The following is a 20,885-nucleotide window of genomic DNA, read 5'->3' on the forward strand; positions in this document are numbered from 1 at the left end:
CCTCAAGATCGGCGTGAGGCTCATCGCGGGCTTCGTGCTCGTGGCCGCCATCAGCGCCATCGTCGGTGCCATCGGCATCAGCAACACCGGCCAGATCAACGACATGGCCGACCGCATGTACGACCGAGAGCTGCTCGGCCTGTCGTACGTGAAGGAAGCCAACATCAACCTCATCTACATCGGCCGTGCGCGGGGCAACTTCCTGCTGGCCACCACCGCCGAAGAACGCGACAACCACCTCGCGGCGATCGAGAAGTACAGCGCCGCCGTCACCGACTACATGGGCAAGGCGCGGCCGCTCTTCATCACCGAGCAGGGCAAGCAGAAGCTGGCCTCCTTTGCCACCGGCTGGGAGGAGTACCAGCGCGAGATGAAGCGCGCCCTGGCCTTGGCCAAGACGCAGAAGCTGGCCCAGCGCGACGAGACGCTCACAAGCGCCCTGGAGGCCGTGCGCACCAAGGCCAACGTGCTCGACGACTTGCTCACCGGAAGCCACGAAACTCAAGGAAACGAACGCCCGCGATGCGTCCGACGAGACGACGCGCCTTTACGCGAGCACGCGCACGCTGATGATCGCCGTCGTGATCGGCGGTGTGCTGGCCGGCGTGCTGCTGGGCTTCCTCATCAGCCGCAGCGTCACGCGGCCCCTCTCCAGGGCCGTGGATGCGGCCAACCGCCTTGCCGAGGGTGACCTCAGCGTGCGGGTGGAGGTGCAGGGCAAGGACGAGACCGCCCAGCTGCTGCAGGCCATGCAGAACATGATTGCCAAGCTCTCGGGTGTGGTGACTGAGGTCAAGGGCAGCGCCGAGGCCCTGGCGGGTGCGGCCGAAGAGGTGAGTGCCACCGCGCAGTCGCTGTCGCAGGCGTCGAGCGAGCAGGCGGCCGGCGTGGAAGAAACGAGCGCGTCCATCGAGCAGATGACGGCCTCGATCTCGCAGAACACCGACAACGCCAAGGTCACTGATGGCATGGCCACCAAGGCCTCGGCCGAGGCGACCGAGGGCGGCGAAGCCGTGAAGGCCACCGTGGTCGCGATGAAGCAGATCGCGCAGAAGATCGGAATCATCGACGACATTGCCTACCAGACCAACCTCTTGGCGCTGAACGCCGCGATCGAAGCGGCACGTGCCGGCGAGCACGGCAAGGGCTTCGCCGTGGTGGCCGCCGAAGTGCGCAAGCTGGCCGAGCGCAGCCAGGTGGCCGCGCAGGAGATCGGCGACGTGGCTGGCTCCAGCGTGGAACTGGCCGAGAAGGCCGGCCGCCTGCTCGACCAGATGGTGCCCAACATCAAGAAGACGAGCGACCTGGTGCAGGAGATCACCGCCGCGTCGGAAGAGCAGTCTTCGGGTGTCACCCAGATCAACGCTGCGGTCGGCCAGCTGAGCCAGACCACGCAGCAAAACGCCAGCAGCTCCGAGGAACTCTCGGCCACCGCCGAAGAGATGAGCAGCCAGGCCGAACAGCTGCAGCAGACGATGGCCTTCTTCAAGCTGGCCGCAGGCGGTGCGCCGGTGGCCGCGGCCCCGACACCGCCGGCTCGCCGCAAGCCGGCACGCCAGCGCGAGAGCCGCTCGGGCTCAGGCGGCCTGGCCGGTGGCCTGGGCCTGGCGGCGGTGGGGATCGACGAATCGCAGTTCGCCAAATTCTGAGGAGCAACCCATGAGTGCAATGGTGGAAGTTGAAGCCCGCGCGCTGGCCACGGCCGGTGCCCGCAAGGCCGCCGAGGCGGGGCAGTACCTGACCTTCGTGCTGGGCGGCGAGGCGTATGCGATCGGCATCCTCGCGATCAAGGAAATCATCGAGTACCACGCGCTGACCGAGGTGCCGATGATGCCGGCCTGCGTGCGCGGGGTCATCAACCTGCGCGGCGCGGTGGTGCCGGTGGTCGACCTGCAGGCGCGCTTCGGCCGCAAGTCGGGCGAGGTGACCAAGCGCACCTGCATCGTGATCGTCGAAGTGGCGGCGCGCGACGAGCGCCAGGTCATCGGCGTCGTGGTCGACGCCGTCAGCGAGGTGCTGGACATCGAGGCCGCGGCCATCGAGCCGGCACCGAGTTTCGGGGCGGGCATCCGCACCGATTTCATTCACGGCATGGGCAAGGTGCGCGGCAAGTTCGTGATCCTGCTCGATGTCGACCGGGTGCTGTCGTTGGACGACCTCGGCGCCATGTCTGGCGCGTTCGGCGCCACAGGCGACTGAACCCGGTTCGGTGGGCTGTCGCACCTCCAATCCCAAGTCCTTCAAGCGAGTGCACAAAATGAACTGGTTCTATCGCCTCAAGCTGGCACACAAGCTGTCCATCACCTTCCTGGTCTGCTCGGTGCTGACCGCGGCCGTCGGGGTGTATGGCCTCACGCGCATGACGCAGCTGGGCGGCATGCTCAGCTACACCTACGACAACAACGTGGTGTGCCTGCAGCAAATCGGCGAGGCGCAGATCCGGCTGTCGGCCCATGCACGCGCCTATGTGCGCCTGCTGTCGATGAAGAAGGCGGAGGACCTGAAGTCGACCGTCGAGCGCGCCAAGGGCCACATGGACAAATTCAACAAGTCCATCCAGGCCTATCGCGGCACCACGCTCAGCGCCAAGGAAGTGGCGTTGCAGAAGGAGCTCGACGCGCAACTGCCCGTCTACCTCGGCTACATGGCGAAGGTGGCGGAGCTGGCCGCGGCCGGCAAGATCGACGAAGGCGTGGAGCTGAGCAACGGCGATGCGCGCAAGGCCACCGTCGAGATGGAAGCCATCATGGACCGCGTCATCGAGGAGCTGAGCGCGCAGGCCAAGGCCGCCAATGAACAAGGCATCGCCACGCTCGCGCAGGCCAAGCTGGTCACCACCATCTTGGTGGTGGTCTCGGTGCTGCTGGCCATCGGCCTCGGCCTGATGGTCACCCGCATGATCACCCGCCAGCTCGGCGGTGAGCCCGACTATGCCGCCCGTCTGCTCACCAAGGTGGCCCACGGCGACCTCTCGGTGCAGGTGGAGACCCGCGCCAACGACGACAGCAGCATGCTCTTCGCCGTCAAGCAGATGGTCGCCCGGCTGCAGCAGGTGATCTCGGGTCAGCGCGAGGTGGTCGAGGCCGCCAACCGCGGCAACTTCGAGGCCCGTGTCGACCTGAACGGCCTGGAAGGCTTCCAGAAGGAAATGGGCCAGGGCCTGAACCAGCTGGTGGCGACCACCGGCCAGAGCATCGACGACGTGGTGCGCGTGATGGGCGCGATGTCGGAAGGCGACCTCACCCAGTCCATCGACAAGGACTACGACGGCGCCTTCGGCCAGATGAAGGAGTACGTCAACAACACCGTGGGCAAGCTCTCGCAGGTGGTGCAGGAAGTCAACAGCAGCGCCGAGTCGCTGGCCGGTGCCGCCGAAGAGGTGAGCGCGACCGCGCAGTCGCTGTCGCAAGCATCGAGCGAGCAGGCGGCGGGCGTGGAAGAGACCAGCGCCTCCATCGAGCAGATGACGGCCTCGATCTCGCAGAACACCGACAACGCCAAGGTCACCGACGGCATGGCCACCAAGGCCGCCACCGAAGCGGCCGAAGGCGGCGAGGCGGTGAAGTCGACCGTGGTCGCGATGAAGCAGATCGCGCAGAAGATCGGAATCATCGACGACATCGCCTACCAGACCAACCTGCTGGCGCTGAATGCCGCGATCGAAGCGGCCCGTGCCGGCGAGCACGGCAAGGGCTTCGCCGTGGTGGCCGCCGAAGTGCGCAAGCTGGCCGAGCGCAGCCAGGTGGCCGCGCAGGAGATCGGCGACGTGGCTGGCTCCAGCGTGGAACTGGCCGAGAAGGCCGGCCGCCTGCTCGACCAGATGGTGCCCAACATCAAGAAGACGAGCGACCTGGTGCAGGAGATCACGGCCGCGTCCGAAGAGCAGAGCTCTCGGGTGTCACCCAGATCAATGCCGCGGTCAGCCAGCTGAGCCAGACCACGCAGCACAACGCCAGCAGCTCCGAGGAGCTGGCCGCCACCGCCGAAGAGATGAGCGGCCAGGCCGAGCAGCTGCAGCAGACCATGGCCTTCTTCAAGCTCTCGGGCACGGCCGCGCGCAGCGTGGCAAGCCGCCCCGCACCGGCAACGGCGGCAGCCCCCGCGCGCCGCAAGCCCACGGTGCGCAGCAGCGCCAAGCCCAGTCCGGCCACTGTTTCGGCTGAAGTGGACGAGATCCACTTCGCCAGGTTCTGAGCGATGAAATGAACGGGCCCCGGCTCCTGCCTTTGATGGAGCCACACGCTGAACGGTCAGCAGGGAGAAGATGATGTTGCAGTTGAAAACCCAAGGCCGTGTGCGGCGGGAAGAAGCGGCCTACGCCGACACCATCGATGCACACTTCACGCGGGTGCTGGCAGCGGTCGCCGAGGGCGACCTCTCGCGGCGGCTCGACGCGCACGCGCTGCCGGCGCCGCTGCGCGCCGGTGCCGAGTCGATCAACAAGCTGCTGAAGAGCGTGCAGGCGCTGCGCGAAGACATGCTGCGCATGCATGCCGAGCACGCGCGGGGTGACATCGATGTCGTCATCGACCCGCAGCGCCATGCCGGCGAGCTGCGCGAGATGGCGGTCGGCGTGAACGACCTCGTCAACGCCCACATCGCGGTGAAGAAGCTTGCGATGGGCGTGGTGGCCGAGTTCGGTCGCGGCAACTTCGAGGCGCCGCTTGCGCCGCTGCCGGGCAAGAAGGCCTTCATCAACGACACCATCGAGAAGGTGCGCGGCAACCTGAAGGGCCTGATCGCCGAGATGAACCACATGGCGGCCGAGCACGAGAAGGGCGACATCGACGTGGTCATCGATGCGCAACGCTTCGACGGCGACTTCCGCACCATGGCGCGCGGCGTCAACGAGATGGTGGCGGCCCACATCGCGGTGAAGAAGCTTGCGATGGGCGTGGTGGCCGAGTTCGGCAAAGGCAACTTCGAGGCGGCGCTTGCGCCGCTGCCGGGCAAGAAGGCCTTCATCAACGACACCATCGAGAAGGTACGCGGCAACCTGAAGGGCCTGATCGCCGAGATGAACCGCATGTCGGCCGAGCATGAGAAGGGCGACATCGACGTGGTGATCGACGCACAGCGCTTCGACGGCGACTTCCGCACCATGGCGCAGGGCGTCAACGAGATGGTCAATGCACACATCGGGGTGAAGAAGCTCGCGATGGGCGTGGTGGCCGAGTTCGGCAAGGGCAACTTCGAAGCCCCGATGCCGCAGCTGCCGGGCAAGAAGGCCTTCATCAACCAGATCATCGAACAGGCGCGCAGCAACCTGCGCAGCGTGCGCGACGTGGTCGAGCTGATGGGTGCGATGGCCGAAGGCGACCTGACGCGCAAGGTGGAAGGCCAGTACCTGGGCACCTTCGCCGACCTGCAGCGCTATGTGAACGCGATGGTGGAAAAGCTCTCGGAGGTGGTCGCCGAGGTGAACGGCGGCGCCGAGGCGCTGGCGGGTGCGGCCGAAGAGGTGAGTGCCACCGCGCAGTCGCTGTCGCAGGCGTCGAGCGAGCAGGCGGCCGGCGTGGAAGAAACGAGCGCCTCCATCGAGCAGATGACGGCTTCGATCACCCAGAACACCGACAACGCCAAGGTCACCGACGGCATGGCCACCAAGGCCGCCACCGAAGCGGCCGAAGGCGGCGAGGCGGTGAAGGCGACCGTGGTCGCGATGAAGCAGATCGCGCAGAAGATCGGCATCATCGACGACATCGCCTACCAGACCAACCTGCTGGCGCTGAACGCCGCGATCGAAGCAGCGCGTGCGGGCGAACACGGCAAGGGCTTCGCGGTGGTGGCCGCCGAAGTGCGCAAGCTGGCCGAGCGCAGCCAGGTGGCGGCGCAGGAGATCGGTGCCGTGGCCGGCTCCAGCGTGGAGTTGGCCGAGAAGGCCGGTCGCCTGCTCGACCAGATGGTGCCCAACATCAAGAAGACGAGCGACCTGGTGCAGGAGATCACGGCCGCGTCCGAAGAGCAGAGCTCTCGGGCGTCACGCAGATCAACGCCGCCGTGAACCAGCTCAACACCACCACGCAACAGAACGCCAGCAGCTCCGAGGAACTCGCCGCCACGGCTGAGGAGATGAGCGGCCAGGCCGAGCAGCTGCAGCAGACGATGGCCTTTTTCCGCCTGAACCAGCCCGGCGCGTCGGTGCGTGCCACGCCCGCTCGTGCGCAGCCGCGCGTGAACGGAAGTGCCCGCCCGGCCGCCGCGCCGCGCAAGGCCGACCGAAAGAATGGCGCCGACCACGGCAACGCCAACGGCTTCAACCTCGTGCAGCCCGACGAGTCGCAGTTCACGCGCTACTAATCTTCACTCCGACCACCCCAGGGAGCACGCGCGCCACCATGCACGTCATCACCGACACCGAGTTCGGCCACTTCCAGCGTTTCATCTACGACGCGGCCGGCATCAGCCTGTCGCCCGGGAAGAAGGCGCTGGTGTGCGGCCGCCTCGCCAAGCGTCTGCAGGTTCGCCAGCTGCAGAGCTTCTCCGAGTACTTCAAGCTGCTCAAGAGCGGCGATGCCGGCGAGGTGCAGACGGCGGTGGACCTGCTCACCACCAACGAGACCTACTTCTTCCGCGAGCCGCGCCACTTCGACCTGCTGCGCGAGCTGGCGCAGGCGCACCGCGGTCGCGGCGCGCCGATGCGGGTGTGGAGCGCCGCCTGTTCCAGCGGCGAAGAGCCGTACAGCATCGCGATGGTGCTGGCCGACGTGCTGGGCGAGAGTGGCTGGGAACTGATCGGCTCCGACATCAGCACCCGGGTGCTGGAGCGTTCACGCCTTGGCCACTACCCGCTGGAGCGCACGCGGCACATTCCCCAGGCTTACCTCAAGCGCTTCTGCCTGCGCGGCATGGGCGAACAGGCGGGCACCTTGCTCGTCGATCGCTCGTTGCGCCAGAAGGTGCAGTTCCGCCAGATCAACCTCAACGAACCGCTGCCCTCCACGCAGCCGTTCGACATGGTGTTCCTGCGCAACGTGATGATCTATTTCAACGTTGAGACCAAGCGCCAGGTCGTCGCACGCATCGTGAGCCAGATCAAGCCGGGCGGCTACTTCGTGATCGGGCATTCCGAGAGCCTCAACGACATCAGCAATGCGGTGGTGCCGGTGGCGCCGTCGATCTACCGCAAGCCGTGAGCGCCGCCCCACCTGTCGAGATCGTGCTCAAGCCGGGCGAGTTCGCGGTGGCCGCGGGCGGCACGCGCATGCGCACGCTGCTCGGGTCGTGCGTGTCGATCGTGCTGTGGAACGCTCGCCTGCGAGTGGGCGCGATGTCGCACTTCCTGCTGGCCGAGCGCGGCCAGGCGAGCAGCGGGCCACCCGATGCGCGTTATGGCGACGAGGCGCTGTCGCTGATGATCGCGGGCCTGGCGCGCTACGGCGTGGCCCCCGGCGGGTGCGAGGGCAAGATCTTCGGCGGCGGCGACATGTTCCCCGCGCAGTCGCAGCGCGGGCCGCTCAACGTGGGCCGGCGCAACGGCGAAGCGGCGCGCGAGCTGCTGCGTGACCGCGGCATTGCCGTCGCAAGCGAAAACCTCTTCGGCGTCGGCCACCGCCAGATCGTGTTCGACGTCGCCACCGGCAACGTGTGGGTGAAGCAGGGCGCGGTGCCGTCCGGCTTCTCGTCGCTGGAACCGCGATGAAGCGCGCTGGTGGCGACCCGATCCGCGTGATGGTGGTCGACGACTCGGCGGTGGTGCGCCAGGTCGTGAGCGGCTTGCTGCAGTCCGCGCCCGACATCGAGGTGATCGCGGCCGTGTCGGACCCGGTGCTCGCCATTGAGCGCCTGAAGCAGTCGTGGCCCGACGTGATCGTGCTCGACGTCGAGATGCCGCGCATGGACGGCATCACCTTCCTGCGCATGATCATGGCCCAGCGGCCGACGCCGGTGGTGATCTGCTCCACGCTGACCGAGAAGGGCGCCAAGACCACGCTGGAGGCGATGGCCGCCGGCGCGGTGGCCATCGTCACCAAGCCCAAGATCGGGCTCAAGCAGTTCCTGCAGGAGGCGGCGGACGAACTGCTCTCCACCGTGCGCGCCGCGGCACGCGCCAACGTGCGTCGCCTGGCGCCCGGCACGGGCCAGGTGCCCCTGGTGGCGCCGGCCAAGCACACGGCCGACGCCATCCTGCCGGCGGCCACTCGCGCAATGACGACGACCACCGAGCGTGTGGTGGCGCTCGGCACGTCGACCGGCGGCACGCAGGCGCTGGAAGAGGTGCTCACCGCGCTGCCGCGGGTCTCGCCCGGCATCGTGATCGTGCAGCACATGCCCGAGAAATTCACCGCCGCCTTTGCCGCGCGGCTCGACACCCTGTGCCAGATCACGGTCAAGGAGGCAGAGAACAACGACCGGGTGGTGCCCGGCCGAGCGCTCATCGCGCCCGGAGGCCGCCACATGCTGCTCAAGCGCAGCGGCGCGCAGTACCACGTGGAGGTGGTCGACGGGCCGCTGGTGAACCGTCACCGGCCGTCGGTGGATGTGCTCTTCCGCTCGGTGGCCAAGAGCGCGGGCGCGAATGCGCTCGGCGTCATCATGACCGGCATGGGAGACGATGGTGCGGCCGGCCTGCTGGAGATGCGCAACCAGGGCGCGCGCACCTTGGCGCAAGACGAAGAGAGCTGCGTGGTCTTCGGCATGCCGAAGGAAGCGATCAAGCGCGGCGGCGCCGAGCGTGTGGTGCCGCTGTCGGCGATCGGCAGCGAGATCCAGCGCCAATTGCTGGTCTGACGTCGGCGGCCCAAAGAAAACGCCCGCATGCGCGGGCGTTTTCGTGCGTGAGGCGAGGCGACCTTCAGACGCGTTCCACGATCAGCGCGATGCCCTGGCCCACGCCGATGCACATGGTGCACAGCGCATACCGGCCGCCGGTCTTGTGCAGCTGGTTGACCGCGGTACCCACGAGGCGCGCGCCGCTGGCACCCAGCGGGTGGCCGAGCGCGATGGCGCCGCCGTTGGGGTTGACGCGCGGATCGTCGTCCTTCAGGCCCAGGTCGCGCAGCACCGCGAGGCCCTGGGCCGCGAAGGCTTCGTTGGTCTCGATCACGTCCATCTGGTCGAGCTTGAGGCCGGTCAGGGCCAGCACCTTGCGCGTGGCCGGCGCCGGGCCGATGCCCATGATGCGCGGTGCGACGCCGGCGGTGGCCATGCCGACGATGCGGGCACGCGGGGTCAGGCCGTACTTGCCGGCGGCCGCGTCGTTGGCGAGCAGCAGGGCCACGGCGCCGTCGTTCACGCCCGAGGCGTTGCCGGCGGTCACCGTGCCGTCGGCGCGCACCACGCCCTTCAGCTTGGCGAGGGCCTCGAGGCTGGTTTCACGCGGGTGCTCGTCCTGCTTCACCACGATCGCGTCGCCCTTCTTCTGCGGGATGGTGACCGGCACGATCTCGGCATCGAAGAAGCCGCTCTTCTGCGCGGCCACGGCCTTCAGCTGCGAGGCGAGCGCCATGCGGTCCTGCGCGTCGCGTTCGATCTTGAAATCGGTGGCGACGTTCTCGGCCGTCTCGGGCATCGAGTCGACGCCGTACTTTTCCTTCATCAGCTTGTTGACGAAGCGCCAGCCGATGGTTGTGTCGTAGACCGCGTTGCTGCGGCTGAACGCACTCTCGGCTTTCGGCATCACGAAGGGCGCGCGGCTCATGCTCTCGACGCCGCCGGCAAGCATCAGCTGCGCTTCACCCGACTTGATGGCGCGGGCGGCGGTGCCCACAGCGTCCATGCCCGAGCCGCAGAGGCGGTTGATCGTGGCGCCGGGCAGTTCGAGCGGCAGGCCGGCCAGCAGCGACGACATGCGCGCCACGTTGCGGTTGTCTTCGCCCGCCTGGTTGGCACAGCCGTAGATCACGTCGGCCACCGCGGCCCAGTCGACCCGTGCGTTGCGCTCCATCAGCGCCTTCAGCGGGATGGCCCCGAGGTCGTCGGTGCGCACGGAAGACAGTGCGCCCCCATAGCGGCCGAAGGCGGTGCGCGCGTAGTCGCAGATGAAGGCTTGGGTCATGGGAGTCTCCGGTAATGCAAGGGCAGGAAATGCGTGGATGAGCGTGGCGAAATTATCGCCATGTCACACAGGCGCTTTCGCCCGCTGTGCAGAACCCAGACGGCCTTGCGCTCGGGTCAACGAGCCCGGGGTCAGTTTCAAGCAGGTAGTTCGACCACCATCGCCTGCGTAGGGCGAAGGAGGTGTTTTGTGTTTGCTACCGCGGCGTCTTGCTAGGCGGCACGCGCCACCGAGTCGGCCGCGTAGACGTGGCCGTAGCGGTTGGCGAGGAAGTCGTCCAGCCGCAAGTCTTCCTGCCGTACGAAGCCCTGCTGCGGCAGCCGGCCTTCGGCCAGCAGGTCGAGCATCGCGCACAGGCTGCTTGCGGTCGTCACCTGGATGGCGCTGCGCAGGCGACCGCCCAGCACCTGGCTGTAGATCTTGCGGGCGTAGGTCTCCTGCTGCAGGTGGCCGTCTCTCATGCCGCTCACCGTCACGAAGACGATGACCACGTCCTGCAGCGTGGCGGGCAGGGCGTTCTCGAGGATGTCTTTCAGCACCTCGCGCCGGTCCTTCAGGCGCAGGTCGTGCAGCAGCGCCTTCATGATGGCTGCGTGGCCGGGGTAGCGGATGGTGCGGTAGTTGAGCGTGCGCACGCGGCCGGCGAGTGACTCGCACAGCGTGCCCAGGCCGCCCGAGGTGTTGAAGGCTTCGTAGAGCACGCCGTCGAGCGAGAACTCCTCGCGTTCTTCGAGCGCCGGCACGCTCGCAATGCGGCCGTCGACGATGGCTTCGCAGGGCTCGCAGTATTCGTTGATGACGCCCTCGGTGCTCCAGGTGAGGTTGTAGTTCAGCGCGTTGCTCGGGTAGGCGGGCAGGGCACCGACCCGCATGCGCACGCTGTCGAGGTGGTCGAAGCGGCGGGCGAGGTCGGCCGCCACGATGGAGATGAAGCCCGGCGCCAGGCCGCATTGCGGGATGAGCGCGCTCGTCGCGCCGTCGGCCAGCTCGCGGATGCGGCGGGTGCTGGCCACGTCTTCGGTCAGGTCGAGGTAGTGCACGCCAGCCGCGCGCGCGGCCTCGGCCACCTTCACCGTCAGGTGGTAGGGCGCGGCGCTCAGCACCGCGAAGCGGCCGGCGAGTGCGTCGCGCAGTTGCGCCGGGTCGAGCACGTCGAGCACCTGGGTTTCGATCTCGGCCGCCGGCGTGTCGCGTTTCAACTCGGCCAACTGCTCGGCCGAGCGATCGGCCACCGTCACCCGGTAGCGCAGGCGGCCACCGGCCTGGGCCAGCAGCGCGGCCACCACCGAGCCGATCTTGCCGCCACCGATGACGAGGACGGAATGGGTTTGCATGGCGGGCTCCTGCGGTGAAGGGGTGTTCCTGGATTTTCGGCAGGCCCTGCGCAATCTGCAGCTGGTGTTTCGACGATCCAGCGCCCATAGTTCGGCAATCCGACGAGCTGAAAGCGCAACTATGACGAACCTGCCCCTCGATGCCACCGATCGTGCCCTGCTCGCGCTGCTGCGCGAGAACGCGCGCACCCCGGTCGCCGAGCTGGCGCGCTCGCTCAAGCTCTCGCGCACCACGGTGCAAAGCCGCATCGAGCGTCTGGAGCGGCAGCGGGTGGTGGTCGGCTACACGGTGGTGGTGCCCGAGGCCGCCGAGGCCGCGCTGGTACGCGCTCACATTTTCATCACCGTGGCACCGCGCCAGAGTGCGGCCATCGAGCAGGCGCTGCGCCGCATCCCGGAGGTGCGGGTGCTGCAGTCGGTCAGCGGCCCGTTCGACTTGATCGCAGTGGTCGCCGCGCAGTCGATCGGCGAGCTGGACGCGCTGATCGACCGCATCGGTGCGCTCGACGGCGTGGAGCGCACGACGTCGGCAATTGTTTTGTCGACGCGGATCGCGCGTTAGGCTAATTTCAAGGGGGTCGGCATCGGGGGGCTCACGTAGTCCGCCGGTGCACTCTGCGCAATACCGCACACACCTCGCGTGTGGCATTGCAGCACTGTCAGAACTTGCAGGTGCGGCGCTGGGGCCGCTGAACATAATCGGTTCAAGTTCAGGGAGCGCGCGACCGAAAAGTGTCGCAGACGCTATGCAGATTCGCGGGGCCCACCAGGCCACCGGGCATGAAAGAAGTACCTACACCCACACTGATCGACGTGGCCCAGCTGCGCATCGGGATGTTCGTGCATCTCGATGGTGGATGGATGTCGCATCCGTTTCCGCTGAGCAGCTTCAAGATCGGTTCTGCTGCGCAGATCGCGACCATCCGTTCCCTCGGCAAGCAGCGTGTGCGCTGGAGCCCGGAGAAGAGCGACCCGGCGGCCGTCGAGAGCCTCACCCACCCTGACGCAGCAGACGACCCGTCGCTGCCCGACACCGTGCCCGCCGAAACGCTGATGGCGCCGGCCGTGGAAAACGCCGAGGCGGTGCAGCGCCGCCGCCATCGCGAAGCCCTGCAGGCGCAGCGCGAAGCCCTGCAGCTGTGCGAAGCGCAGTTCGCCGAGGCGACGAGTGCGTGCAAACGCGCCTCAGAGATCGTGCTCACGCAGCCGCAGGTCGCACGCGAGCAGACCGAGGCGCTCGCGCAGGCCTTCGTCGACAAGATGATCGGCCAGCAGGACATGTGCATCCGCCTGCTCACCGAAGCCGCGGGCGACAAGGCCTCGCTGCATGCGGTCAATGTGGCGGTGATCTCGCTCTTGATGGGCAAGACCTTCGGCCTCTCGGCGGCCGAGATGCTCGACCTGGGCGTGGGCGCGATGCTGCACGACATCGGCAAGATCGAGCTGCCCGAGCGGGTGCGCCACCGCGAAGAGCATTTCACCCCGGCCGAAAACCAGTTCTATCAAGAGCACGTGGCCCATGGCGTGACGATCGCCAAGAAGATGGGCCTCGCCACGGGGGCGACGCTCGTGGTCGCGCAGCACCACGAGCACGCCGACGGCAGCGGCTTCCCGCTCAAGCTCAACAGCGACCGCATGACGATCCCCGCGCGCATCGTCTCGCTCATCAACCGCTACGACAACATGTGCAACCCGCACGTGCCTTCGCGTGCGCTCACGCCGCACGAGGCGCTGTCGCTGCTGTTCGCGCAGGGCAAGAACCGTTACGACACCGCCATCCTCGGCAGCTTCATCAAGATGATGGGCGTGTACCCGCCGGGCTCGGTGGTGCAGCTCACCGATGACCGCTACGCGATGGTGGTATCGGTCAACTCCTCGCGCCCGCTCAAGCCGCGCGTGATGGTCCATGAGGCCAAGGTGCCGCGCGACGAGGCGCTGTTGCTCAACCTCGAATGTGAGCCGCGCCTGGGCATCCGCCGCAGCCTGAAGCCGCAGCAGCTGCCGACCGAGTCCCTCGACTACCTGTCGCCGCGCACGCGTGTGGCGTATTTCTTCGAGCCGTACACCGCTCCGTTGGAGGAGGCGGCATGAACCGGGCCGCCGCGCCGGGCCGACCCAAGCAAGGCCCGACCCTCTTGGAGGGTCGGTCGCAGTACTCGGCGACCGGGGTGCTCCATTACCGGGCCGCCGCGCCGGGCCGACCCAAGCAAGGCCCGACCCTCTTGGAGGGTCGGTCGCAGTACTCGGCGACCGGGGTGCGCCATTGAGCGCCGCGGCGAGGGCGGCAACACTTGAACACTGGTCGGCGCTGATCGAGGGTCTGCTCGACCCCGTCTGGCTGGTCGATGCGACCGACCTCACCATCCTCGCCGCCAACACCGCGGCGGGCGAGCTCCTGGGCATCGATGCGTGGTCGCTGCGCGGCCGCGCCGCCACCGACCTCTCCGCCACCGCCGAAGACTTCGCGTTCTGGGACGAAGCTCGGCAGGGTTTGTCGGAGGCCATCCTGTCCGACTCGGTGGTGCGCCGCTTCGACGGCAGCATCGTGCCGGTCACACGCCGCGTGAGCCGCATCGGCCAGATGAGCGACTGCGAGGTGCTGATCGTCACCCTGCGCGACCTCACCGCCCAGCGCGCCGCCGAAGAGGAGCTCGACACCCGCGTGGCCGAGCTGCGCGCCACGCTGGAGTCGAGCGCCGACGGCATCCTCGTGACCGACCTGTCGGGCGCCATCCGCAACTTCAACCGCCGCTTCGCCGCGATGTGGGGCCTGCCCGAAGAGCTGCTCGCCCAGCGCGACGACCGCGCCGTGCAGGACTGGATGCGCCGCAGCGTGACCGACGGCGACCAGTACGTGCGCCGCCTGGGTGCCATCCTCGACGCGGCGCTGCTGCAGGCCTCCGACACCCTCACGCTGCACTCAGGCAAGGTGATCGAGCGTGTGACGCTGCCGCAGTGCAGCCGCGGCCAGCCGATCGGGCGGGTGTTTTCCTTCCGCGACGTGACCGAGCAGCTGGCCGCGCAGCAGCGCATCGAGCAGCTCTCGCACACCGACGCGCTGACGGGCCTGCCCAACCGCCGCCTGCTCGAAGACCGTGTCGAATTCGCGCTCGCGATGGCACAGCGCAACGGCCAGCCGTTTGCGCTGATGGTGCTCAACCTCGACCGCTTCAAGCACGTCAACGACACGCTGGGCATGGCCGCCGGCGACCAGGTGCTGCTCGAAGCGACCGAGCGCATCAAGTCCTGCCTGCGCAATGTCGACACCGTGGCCCGCCTGGGCGGCGACGAGTTCGTGCTGCTGGTGCACCAGGCCGACGCGGCCGGCGCCGAGACCACCGCGCGCCGCCTGCTCGACGCGATGGGACGGCCGTTCACGCAGGGCGGCGAGAGTTTCACGGTCACCTGCAGCATCGGCATCGCGCTGTGCCCGTCGGACGGCAATGCGCTCGACGAGCTGATGCGCGGCGCCGCCACCGCGATGCACCGGGCCAAGGAATCGGGCCGCGCCAGCTTCCGCTTCCACCAGGCCCAGACCGACGGTGTGCGCCGCTCGCGCATGCACATGGACCACGCCATGCGCCAGGCGCTGGTGAGCGGGCTCTTCCGCCTGCATTTCCAGCCGCAGGTCGACCTGAAGAGCGGCGCGGTGATCGGTGCCGAGGCGCTGATCCGCTGGCGCGACCCGGTGCTGGGCGAGGTGTCGCCGGGCGAGTTCATCCCGGTGGCCGAAGAGAGCGGCTTCATCATCCCGATCGGCGACTGGGTGCTGTCGCAGGCGGTGCGCCAGGCGGCGGCATGGCGCTCGCGCGGCATCGAGATGCCGGTGTCGATCAACGTGTCGGCGCTGCAGTTCCAGCAGCCCGATTTCATCGAGCGGGTGCAGCATGAGCTGAAGACGGCGGGCCTGCCGCCCGAGCGGCTGGAGCTGGAGCTGACCGAGAGCATCCTGATCCACGATGCCGACGACACGCTGCGCCGGCTCGAAGCCTTGCACGTGCTGGGTGTGGGCCTCGCGATCGACGACTTCGGCACCGGCTATTCGAGCCTCGGCTACCTGAAGCGTTTCCCCATCCATCGGCTCAAGATGGACCGCAGCTTCGTCGGCCACCTGCCGGGCGACGCGAGCGACCAGGCCATCGTCAACGCCATCATCCAGCTCGGCCACGCGATGAACCTCACGGTGATCGCCGAGGGCGTGGAGACCGAGCCGCAGCGCCAGTTCCTGGTCGACGCCGGCTGTGACGAGTTCCAGGGCTACCTGTATGCGCCGGCGCTCGACGCCGCCGCCTTCGAGACGCGGGTGGGCGTAGCGACGGCACCCTCGGCCAAGCCGGTGCGCTTGGTCAAGAACTAGGGCCTGTTAACACTAAAAGGGCAGCCGCGTGACTCATCAAAAGCCCGCCATCGAGGCGCAAAGCGCAGCTGTAGCTGTGGCTACAGCGAGCATTTGCAACGCTGAGGGCGGGCTTTTAATGAGATCACCCGCAGGGCTGAAGCCTGAAGGCGCGCTCGGCGGCGTTGCAGGCTCGTTGTGTGCCACAGGCACACGGCCTCGCCTGCGCCTTGCCGTGCACGCCTTCAGGCTTCAGCGCGACTGCCCTTTTAGTGTTAACAGGCCCTAGGCGCCCACCACCACCTGCCGCTGCTCGCCCAGGCCGGTGATGCCGAGTGTCATCACGTCGCCGGCCTTCAGGAACTGCGGCGGCTTCATGCCCATGCCCACGCCGGGCGGCGTGCCCGTGCAGAGGATGTCGCCGGGCAGCAGCGTCATGAAGCGGCTCACGTAGCTCACGAGCTGCGCCACGCCGAAGATCATGGTGGCGGTGCTGCCACTCTGACGGCGCACGTTGTTCACGTCGAGCCAGAGGCTGAGGGCCTGCGGGTCGGGTACCTCGTCGGCCGTCACGAGGTAGGGGCCGATCGGGCCGAAGGTGTCGCAGCCCTTGCCCTTGTCCCAGGTGCCGCCGCGTTCGATCTGGTACTCGCGCTCCGACACGTCGTTCACCACGCAGTAGCCGGCCACGTACGACAGCGCCTCGGCTTCGGTCACGTGGCGCGCGGTCTCGCCGATCACCACCCCCAGCTCCACCTCCCAATCGGTCTTCACGCTGCCCGGCGGCAGCTGCACCGGGTCGTTCGGGCCGCTGATGCAGGTGGTCGCCTTGAGGAAGACGATCGGCTCCTTGGGGATGGGCAGGCCCGCCTCGGCGGCGTGGTCGGCGTAGTTGAGGCCGATGCCGACGAACTTGCTGATGCCGGTGTAGGGCACGCCCAGGCGCGGTGTGCCGGGCACCCGGGGGTAGGCCTCGGGCTTGAGCCTGGCAAGACGCTTCAAGCCGGCCAGGCCGAGGGTGGGCAGGTGCAGGTCGGGGACGTCGGCCGAGAGGTCCCTCAATTGCCCTGAACTGTCCAAGGCACCGATGCGTTCATGCCCTTCCGGGCCAAAGCGAAACCATTTCATGGTGTTCCCGTCAGGATTGGCGTGGTGGCAGCCGATGCGATTTTCATACCATTGCCTTCTCTCTGGACAAGAGAGGCCGCTGAACGAGGTGACGAACGATGCTAGCGATCGAACGAGCCCTTGAACAACGCCTGGCACCGCAGGGCGTGCCGCTCGCGGTGGTGCTGCCCGGCGGGCGGCGCCTCGGCAGCGCCAACCCGGCAGTGACGCTGCGGCTGCACGAACTGGCGCCGCTGGCCCACCTGGCCACCGGGCAGATCGGCCGTGTGGCCGAGGCCTACGTCGAAGGTCGCCTCGACATCGACGGCAGCATGCGCGACCTGATGTTCGTTGCCGCCCAGCTGGTGGGCGACGCGGCCCTGGCGAGCGACGCCGCCGCCCCGCTCACCTGGTGGAGCAACCTCACCCGCACCGTGAAGTCGCGCGTGCGGCACCAACTCGACGCGGACGCGCGGCAGATCCAGTTTCACTACGACGTCTCCGACGACTTCTATGCGCTGTGGCTGGACGAACGGCGCGTGTACTCATGCGCCTACTGGAAAGACCCCGCGATGACGCTCGACGGCGCACAGGCGGCGAAGCTCGACCACATCTGCAGGAAGCTCATGCTGCGCGAGGGCGAGCGCTTCCTCGATATCGGCGCCGGCTGGGGTGGTCTGTTGTTGTGGGCGGCCGAGCACTACGGCGTGCGGGCCGACGGCATCACCTTGTCGAAGAACCAGCACGCGCACGTCAACCGGCTGATCGACGAGCGCGGCCTGCGCGGCCGGGTGACGATGAACCTGTGCGACTACCGCGACCTGCCCGAGGCGCAGCCCTACGACAGCATCGCCTCGGTCGGCATGTTCGAGCACGTGGGCCGTGCCAACCTGCCGGTGTACTTCCACCAGGTGCTGCGCCTGCTCAAGCCGGGCGGCCTGCTGATGAACCACGGCATCACTGCCGGCGGCACCCGCAACCACCAGCTCGGCGCCGGCATGGGCGACTTCATCGAACGCTACATCTTCCCTGGCGGCGAGCTGATGCACGCCTCTCACGTGCTCAAGGTGATGAGCGAATCGGGGCTGGAGCCGGTCGACGTGGAGAACCTGCGCCCGCACTACGCCCGCACGCTGTGGGCCTGGAGCGACCGGCTGGAGGCGCAGCTCGCGAAGGCCCGCGAACTCACGCGCGAGAGCGTGGTGCGCGCCTACCGGCTGTACCTGGCGGGCAGTGCGATGAGCTTCGAGCAGGGCTGGATCTCGCTGCAGCAGATGCTGGCCACCCACCCCGACCACGATATGACGACGGGCAACATGCGAGGCGCACAATCGCGGTTCCCGTTCAACCGCGAGTACATCTACCGATGATCTACAAGTTCAAGTCGAAAGCCGCCGGTGACGTGATCATGATGGGCCCGGGCGGTGACCAGGTGCTGGGCATCATCGGCAAGGCGCCAGGGCCCAAGGGCATCATCGAGCCGGCGCAGATGCCGGCCGCGATGAAGGCGCTCGAAGCCGCCATCGCGGCCGAAGACGCGGTGCGCAAGGACGCGACCGAGGAAGACGACGCCAAGCCGGGCAAGGGCGACGGCATCTCGCTGCGCCAGCGAGCCTGGCCGCTGGTCGAGATGATGAAACGCGCCCATGCGGCCGACGAGCCCATCGTCTGGGGCGTCTGAGGAGAACACGCACATGAAGCTCACGAGCACCAGCTGGAAGAACGGCGACCGCATTCCCAGCCGCTACGCCGCCGGCAAGCCGGGCCCCGGTGGGCCCACGATGTCCGACAACGTGAACCCGCAGTTCGCGTGGAGCGAGGTGCCCGCGGGCACGCAGTCGTTCGCGCTGATCTGCCACGACGGTGACGTGCCCAGCCGGGGTGACGACGTCAACAAGACGGATCGCGAGGTGCCGGGCGACCTGCCGCGCACAGACTTCTTCCACTGGGTGCTCACCGACCTGCCCGCCAGCCTGCGCGAGATCAAGGAGGGCGAGTTCAGCTCCGGGGGGCTCACGCCCAAGGGCAAGCCCGGCCCCGCCACGCTGCACGGCGCGCGCCATGGCCTCAACGACTACACCGGCTGGTTTGCCGGAGACCCGGCGATGGCCGGGCAGTACTTCGGCTATGACGGCTGCTTCCCGCCCTTCAACGACTCGCTGCTGCACCAGTACGTGTTCACGCTGTACGCGCTGTCGGTGCCGAAGGTTGCGGTCGACGGCATCTTCACCGGCGCCCAGTTGCGCGAGGCGATCGCGCCGCACGTGCTGGCCCGTGCCTCGCACGTCGGCATCTACACCCTGAACAACAAATTCCTCGCTTGATGAACCAAGTCACCCGGGTGCTCGCCATCCGCCACGGCGAGACCGCCTGGAACGTCGACACCCGCATCCAGGGCCAGCTCGACATCCCCTTGAATGAGACCGGCCGCTGGCAGGCCGAGCGTCTGGCCGCCGCGGTGGCCGACGACGAACTGCATGCCCTCTACGCGAGCGATCTGCAGCGTGCGCACCAGACGGCGCAGGCCATCGCGCGGGCGACCGGGCTCGCCATCACCGCCGACAAGGGTCTGCGCGAGCGCGGCTTCGGCAGCTTCGAAGGCCACACCTACCAGGAGATCGAAGACCGCTGGCCCGAGGAGTCGATGCGCTGGCGCAAGCGCGAGCTCGACTTCAGCCCGGGCGGCGTGGGCGAGTCACTGAGGGTGTTCTACGAGCGCTGCGTCGGCACGGTCGCGCGCCTGGCCGCCGCCCACCCGGGGCAGACGATTGCGGTGGTGGCGCACGGCGGCGTGATGGACTGCCTGTACCGCGCCGCCTCGCGGCTTGACCTGCAGGCTGCCCGCTCGTGGCAGCTGGGCAACGCGAGCATCAACCGCCTGCTGTACACGCCCGAGGGCTTCTCGCTCGTCGGCTGGAGTGACACCTCGCACCTTGACCGGGGCGCGCTCGACGAGAGCAACGACCGGGTCGGCCACGCAGCCTGACACGGCCGGGCTGGAGCGGGTCTAGGGCGACCGCTCCAACCGGGGGATGCCCCGCTTGCGGCGACCGGCGCCGGCGGCACCATGGACGCATGCTGACCCCCTCCCAAGTCATCGTCCTCGCCACGCCGGTCTTCCTGCTGATGATCGGCATCGAATACCTCGTCGGCCTGCGGCGAGGCCGCAACACCTACCGGCTCAACGATGCGCTGAACAGCATCGGCCTGGGCATCATCAGCCAGCTCGTCAACCTCTTCGCCGCGCTCTTCACGGTGTGGCTGTATGCGCTCGTCTTCGAGCATGCGTCGCTCTGGAAGCTGTCGGAGAAAGACGTCTGGGTGTGGATCGTGGGCCTCGTGCTCTACGACTTCTGCTACTACTGGCACCATCGCCTGGGCCACACGGTGGCGCTCTTCTGGGCGGCGCACGTGGTGCATCACCAGAGCGAGGACTACAACCTCTCCACCGCCTTGCGCCAGACCGGCAGCGGTTGGGTCGGCGGCTGGCTTTTCTACCTGCCGATGGCAGTGCTGGGCTTTCCGCCGCTCGTGTTTGCGGTGGTGGCGCTCATCGATCTGCTCTACCAGTATTGGGTGCACACGCAGCACATCGGCAAGCTCGGCTGGTTCGATCGCTGGTTTTGCGCGCCGAGCAACCACCGCGTGCACCACGCGGTCAACGACCGCTACCTCGACAAGAACTACGGCGGCATCTTCATCGTCTGGGACCGGCTCTTCGGCAGCTTCATCGAAGAAGACGACCGCGAACCCATCGTCTACGGCACCCGCGGCCCGCTGCGCAGCTGGAACCCGGTGTGGGCCAACCTGCAGTACTACGCCGAACTCTGCAAGGACTCCTGGCACGCGAAGCGCTGGGGCGACAAGTTGCGCGTGTGGTTCAAGCACCCCGGCTGGCGGCCGGCCGACGTGGCCGCGCGCTTTCCCAAACCGGCCTTCGACCTCGCGAAGGTCGAGCGCTACGACCCGCCGATGTCGCCTGCTGCGCAAAGGGCGTCGGCCGCACTCTTCGTGGCCCTGCTCGGCGCCACCTCGCTGCTGCTGTGGAATGCCCACACCCTGAGCCTGCCCCAGCAGCTGGCCGGCGCTGTAGGCGTGGTGCTGGGCTTGT

At 67.9% G+C, this 20,885-nt stretch carries 15 protein-coding genes and 5 pseudogenes; 17 read left to right on the plus strand and 3 right to left on the minus strand.

The window, feature by feature from the left end; translation table 11 throughout:
* The first annotated feature begins 40 nt into the window (after positions 1–40).
* The 9 genes and pseudogenes from LRS03_RS20655 (at position 41) to LRS03_RS20690 (ending at position 8,730) form a co-directional block, all read left to right on the plus strand.
* The gene (locus LRS03_RS20655) at positions 41–691 is read left to right on the plus strand and encodes an MCP four helix bundle domain-containing protein (RefSeq protein ID WP_257829619.1); all 651 of its coding nucleotides are present in this window, start codon (positions 41–43) and stop codon (positions 689–691) included.
* A pseudogene (locus tag LRS03_RS20660) lies at positions 675–1,649 on the plus strand (methyl-accepting chemotaxis protein); the annotation flags it as partial. The gene LRS03_RS20655 and the pseudogene LRS03_RS20660, both read left to right, overlap by 17 nt.
* A 10-nt stretch (positions 1,650–1,659) precedes the next feature.
* A complete protein-coding gene (locus tag LRS03_RS20665; protein ID WP_257827826.1) occupies positions 1,660–2,199 on the plus strand; it encodes a chemotaxis protein CheW in 540 nt (179 codons plus the stop codon).
* Positions 2,200–2,257: 58 nt separating this feature from the next.
* Positions 2,258–4,194 (plus strand): annotated as a pseudogene (locus LRS03_RS20670) (HAMP domain-containing methyl-accepting chemotaxis protein).
* A gap of 424 nt (positions 4,195–4,618) precedes the next feature.
* Positions 4,619–4,672, plus strand: a pseudogene (locus LRS03_RS26960) (hypothetical protein); the annotation flags it as partial.
* A gap of 33 nt (positions 4,673–4,705) precedes the next feature.
* Positions 4,706–6,300, plus strand: a pseudogene (locus tag LRS03_RS26620) (methyl-accepting chemotaxis protein); the annotation flags it as partial.
* Between the two features lie 38 nt (positions 6,301–6,338).
* Positions 6,339–7,136 (plus strand): CheR family methyltransferase, encoded by a 798-nt coding sequence (locus LRS03_RS20680; RefSeq protein WP_257827827.1) that lies wholly within the window; start codon positions 6,339–6,341, stop codon positions 7,134–7,136.
* Complete coding sequence (locus tag LRS03_RS20685; protein WP_257827828.1) at positions 7,133–7,642, plus strand: chemotaxis protein CheD; 510 nt, start codon at positions 7,133–7,135, stop codon at positions 7,640–7,642. The genes LRS03_RS20680 and LRS03_RS20685 overlap by 4 nt, the downstream gene beginning before the upstream one ends.
* On the plus strand, positions 7,639–8,730 hold the full coding sequence (locus LRS03_RS20690) for a protein-glutamate methylesterase/protein-glutamine glutaminase (RefSeq protein ID WP_257827829.1): 1,092 nt from the start codon (positions 7,639–7,641) through the stop codon (positions 8,728–8,730). The genes LRS03_RS20685 and LRS03_RS20690 overlap by 4 nt, the downstream gene beginning before the upstream one ends.
* 64 nt (positions 8,731–8,794) lie before the next feature.
* Here the strand turns inward: LRS03_RS20690 and pcaF are convergent, their stop codons facing one another.
* Positions 8,795–9,997 carry a 3-oxoadipyl-CoA thiolase gene (pcaF, locus tag LRS03_RS20695; protein WP_257827830.1) on the minus strand — a complete coding sequence of 401 codons (1,203 nt, stop codon included), beginning with the start codon at positions 9,995–9,997 and terminating at the stop codon, positions 8,795–8,797.
* A gap of 212 nt (positions 9,998–10,209) precedes the next feature.
* A complete protein-coding gene (locus LRS03_RS20700; protein ID WP_257827831.1) occupies positions 10,210–11,331 on the minus strand; it encodes a saccharopine dehydrogenase family protein in 1,122 nt (373 codons plus the stop codon).
* Positions 11,332–11,452: 121 nt separating this feature from the next.
* On the opposite strand from LRS03_RS20700, the gene LRS03_RS20705 reads away from it, so the two are divergent.
* The 3 genes from LRS03_RS20705 (at position 11,453) to LRS03_RS20715 (ending at position 15,688) form a co-directional block, all read left to right on the plus strand.
* Positions 11,453–11,893 carry an Lrp/AsnC family transcriptional regulator gene (locus LRS03_RS20705; RefSeq protein ID WP_257827832.1) on the plus strand — a complete coding sequence of 147 codons (441 nt, stop codon included), beginning with the start codon at positions 11,453–11,455 and terminating at the stop codon, positions 11,891–11,893.
* 218 nt (positions 11,894–12,111) lie between these two features.
* Complete coding sequence (locus LRS03_RS20710; protein ID WP_257827833.1) at positions 12,112–13,422, plus strand: cyclic di-GMP phosphodiesterase; 1,311 nt, start codon at positions 12,112–12,114, stop codon at positions 13,420–13,422.
* A 172-nt stretch (positions 13,423–13,594) separates the two neighbouring features.
* Positions 13,595–15,688, plus strand: a complete 2,094-nt coding sequence (locus LRS03_RS20715) for a putative bifunctional diguanylate cyclase/phosphodiesterase (RefSeq protein WP_257827834.1) — start codon at positions 13,595–13,597, stop codon at positions 15,686–15,688.
* Positions 15,689–15,952: 264 nt separating this feature from the next.
* Here LRS03_RS20715 and LRS03_RS20720 read toward each other — a convergent pair whose 3' ends face one another.
* Entirely contained in the window at positions 15,953–16,795 is an 843-nt protein-coding gene (locus LRS03_RS20720; RefSeq protein ID WP_257827835.1) for a fumarylacetoacetate hydrolase family protein, read from the minus strand.
* Between the two features lie 98 nt (positions 16,796–16,893).
* Here LRS03_RS20720 and LRS03_RS20725 point away from each other — a divergent pair, with 98 nt between their 5' ends.
* The 5 genes and pseudogenes from LRS03_RS20725 to LRS03_RS20745 form a co-directional block, all read left to right on the plus strand.
* Positions 16,894–18,144 (plus strand): SAM-dependent methyltransferase, encoded by a 1,251-nt coding sequence (locus LRS03_RS20725; RefSeq protein ID WP_257827836.1) that lies wholly within the window; start codon positions 16,894–16,896, stop codon positions 18,142–18,144.
* Positions 18,141–18,455, plus strand: a complete 315-nt coding sequence (locus tag LRS03_RS20730; protein ID WP_257827837.1) for a DUF1840 domain-containing protein — start codon at positions 18,141–18,143, stop codon at positions 18,453–18,455. The genes LRS03_RS20725 and LRS03_RS20730 overlap by 4 nt, the downstream gene beginning before the upstream one ends.
* 13 nt (positions 18,456–18,468) lie before the next feature.
* Positions 18,469–19,098 carry a YbhB/YbcL family Raf kinase inhibitor-like protein gene (locus tag LRS03_RS20735; RefSeq protein ID WP_257827838.1) on the plus strand — a complete coding sequence of 210 codons (630 nt, stop codon included), beginning with the start codon at positions 18,469–18,471 and terminating at the stop codon, positions 19,096–19,098.
* Positions 19,098–19,760 carry a histidine phosphatase family protein gene (locus LRS03_RS20740; protein ID WP_257827839.1) on the plus strand — a complete coding sequence of 221 codons (663 nt, stop codon included), beginning with the start codon at positions 19,098–19,100 and terminating at the stop codon, positions 19,758–19,760. The genes LRS03_RS20735 and LRS03_RS20740 overlap by 1 nt, the downstream gene beginning before the upstream one ends.
* An 89-nt stretch (positions 19,761–19,849) precedes the next feature.
* Positions 19,850–20,827 (plus strand): annotated as a pseudogene (locus LRS03_RS20745) (sterol desaturase family protein); the annotation flags it as partial.
* Positions 20,828–20,885 lie beyond the last annotated feature (58 nt).

Origin of the sequence: Rhizobacter sp. J219 (assembly GCF_024700055.1) — a bacterium.
GTDB lineage: Bacteria > Pseudomonadota > Gammaproteobacteria > Burkholderiales > Burkholderiaceae_C > Rhizobacter.

Bases quoted from the DNA above. Each gene is read 5' to 3' on its own strand.
- LRS03_RS20720 (WP_257827835.1), bottom strand. From the start codon at position 16,795: ATGAAATGGTTTCGCTTTGGCCCGGAAGGGCATGAACGCATCGGTGCC.
- LRS03_RS20680 (WP_257827827.1), top strand. From the start codon at position 6,339: ATGCACGTCATCACCGACACCGAGTTCGGCCACTTCCAGCGTTTCATC.
- LRS03_RS20690 (WP_257827829.1), top strand. From the start codon at position 7,639: ATGAAGCGCGCTGGTGGCGACCCGATCCGCGTGATGGTGGTCGACGAC.
- LRS03_RS20710 (WP_257827833.1), top strand. From the start codon at position 12,112: ATGAAAGAAGTACCTACACCCACACTGATCGACGTGGCCCAGCTGCGC.
- LRS03_RS20700 (WP_257827831.1), bottom strand. From the start codon at position 11,331: ATGCAAACCCATTCCGTCCTCGTCATCGGTGGCGGCAAGATCGGCTCG.
- LRS03_RS20705 (WP_257827832.1), top strand. From the start codon at position 11,453: ATGACGAACCTGCCCCTCGATGCCACCGATCGTGCCCTGCTCGCGCTG.
- pcaF (WP_257827830.1), bottom strand. From the start codon at position 9,997: ATGACCCAAGCCTTCATCTGCGACTACGCGCGCACCGCCTTCGGCCGC.
- LRS03_RS20730 (WP_257827837.1), top strand. From the start codon at position 18,141: ATGATCTACAAGTTCAAGTCGAAAGCCGCCGGTGACGTGATCATGATG.
- LRS03_RS20735 (WP_257827838.1), top strand. From the start codon at position 18,469: ATGAAGCTCACGAGCACCAGCTGGAAGAACGGCGACCGCATTCCCAGC.
- LRS03_RS20740 (WP_257827839.1), top strand. From the start codon at position 19,098: ATGAACCAAGTCACCCGGGTGCTCGCCATCCGCCACGGCGAGACCGCC.
- LRS03_RS20665 (WP_257827826.1), top strand. From the start codon at position 1,660: ATGAGTGCAATGGTGGAAGTTGAAGCCCGCGCGCTGGCCACGGCCGGT.
- LRS03_RS20725 (WP_257827836.1), top strand. From the start codon at position 16,894: ATGCTAGCGATCGAACGAGCCCTTGAACAACGCCTGGCACCGCAGGGC.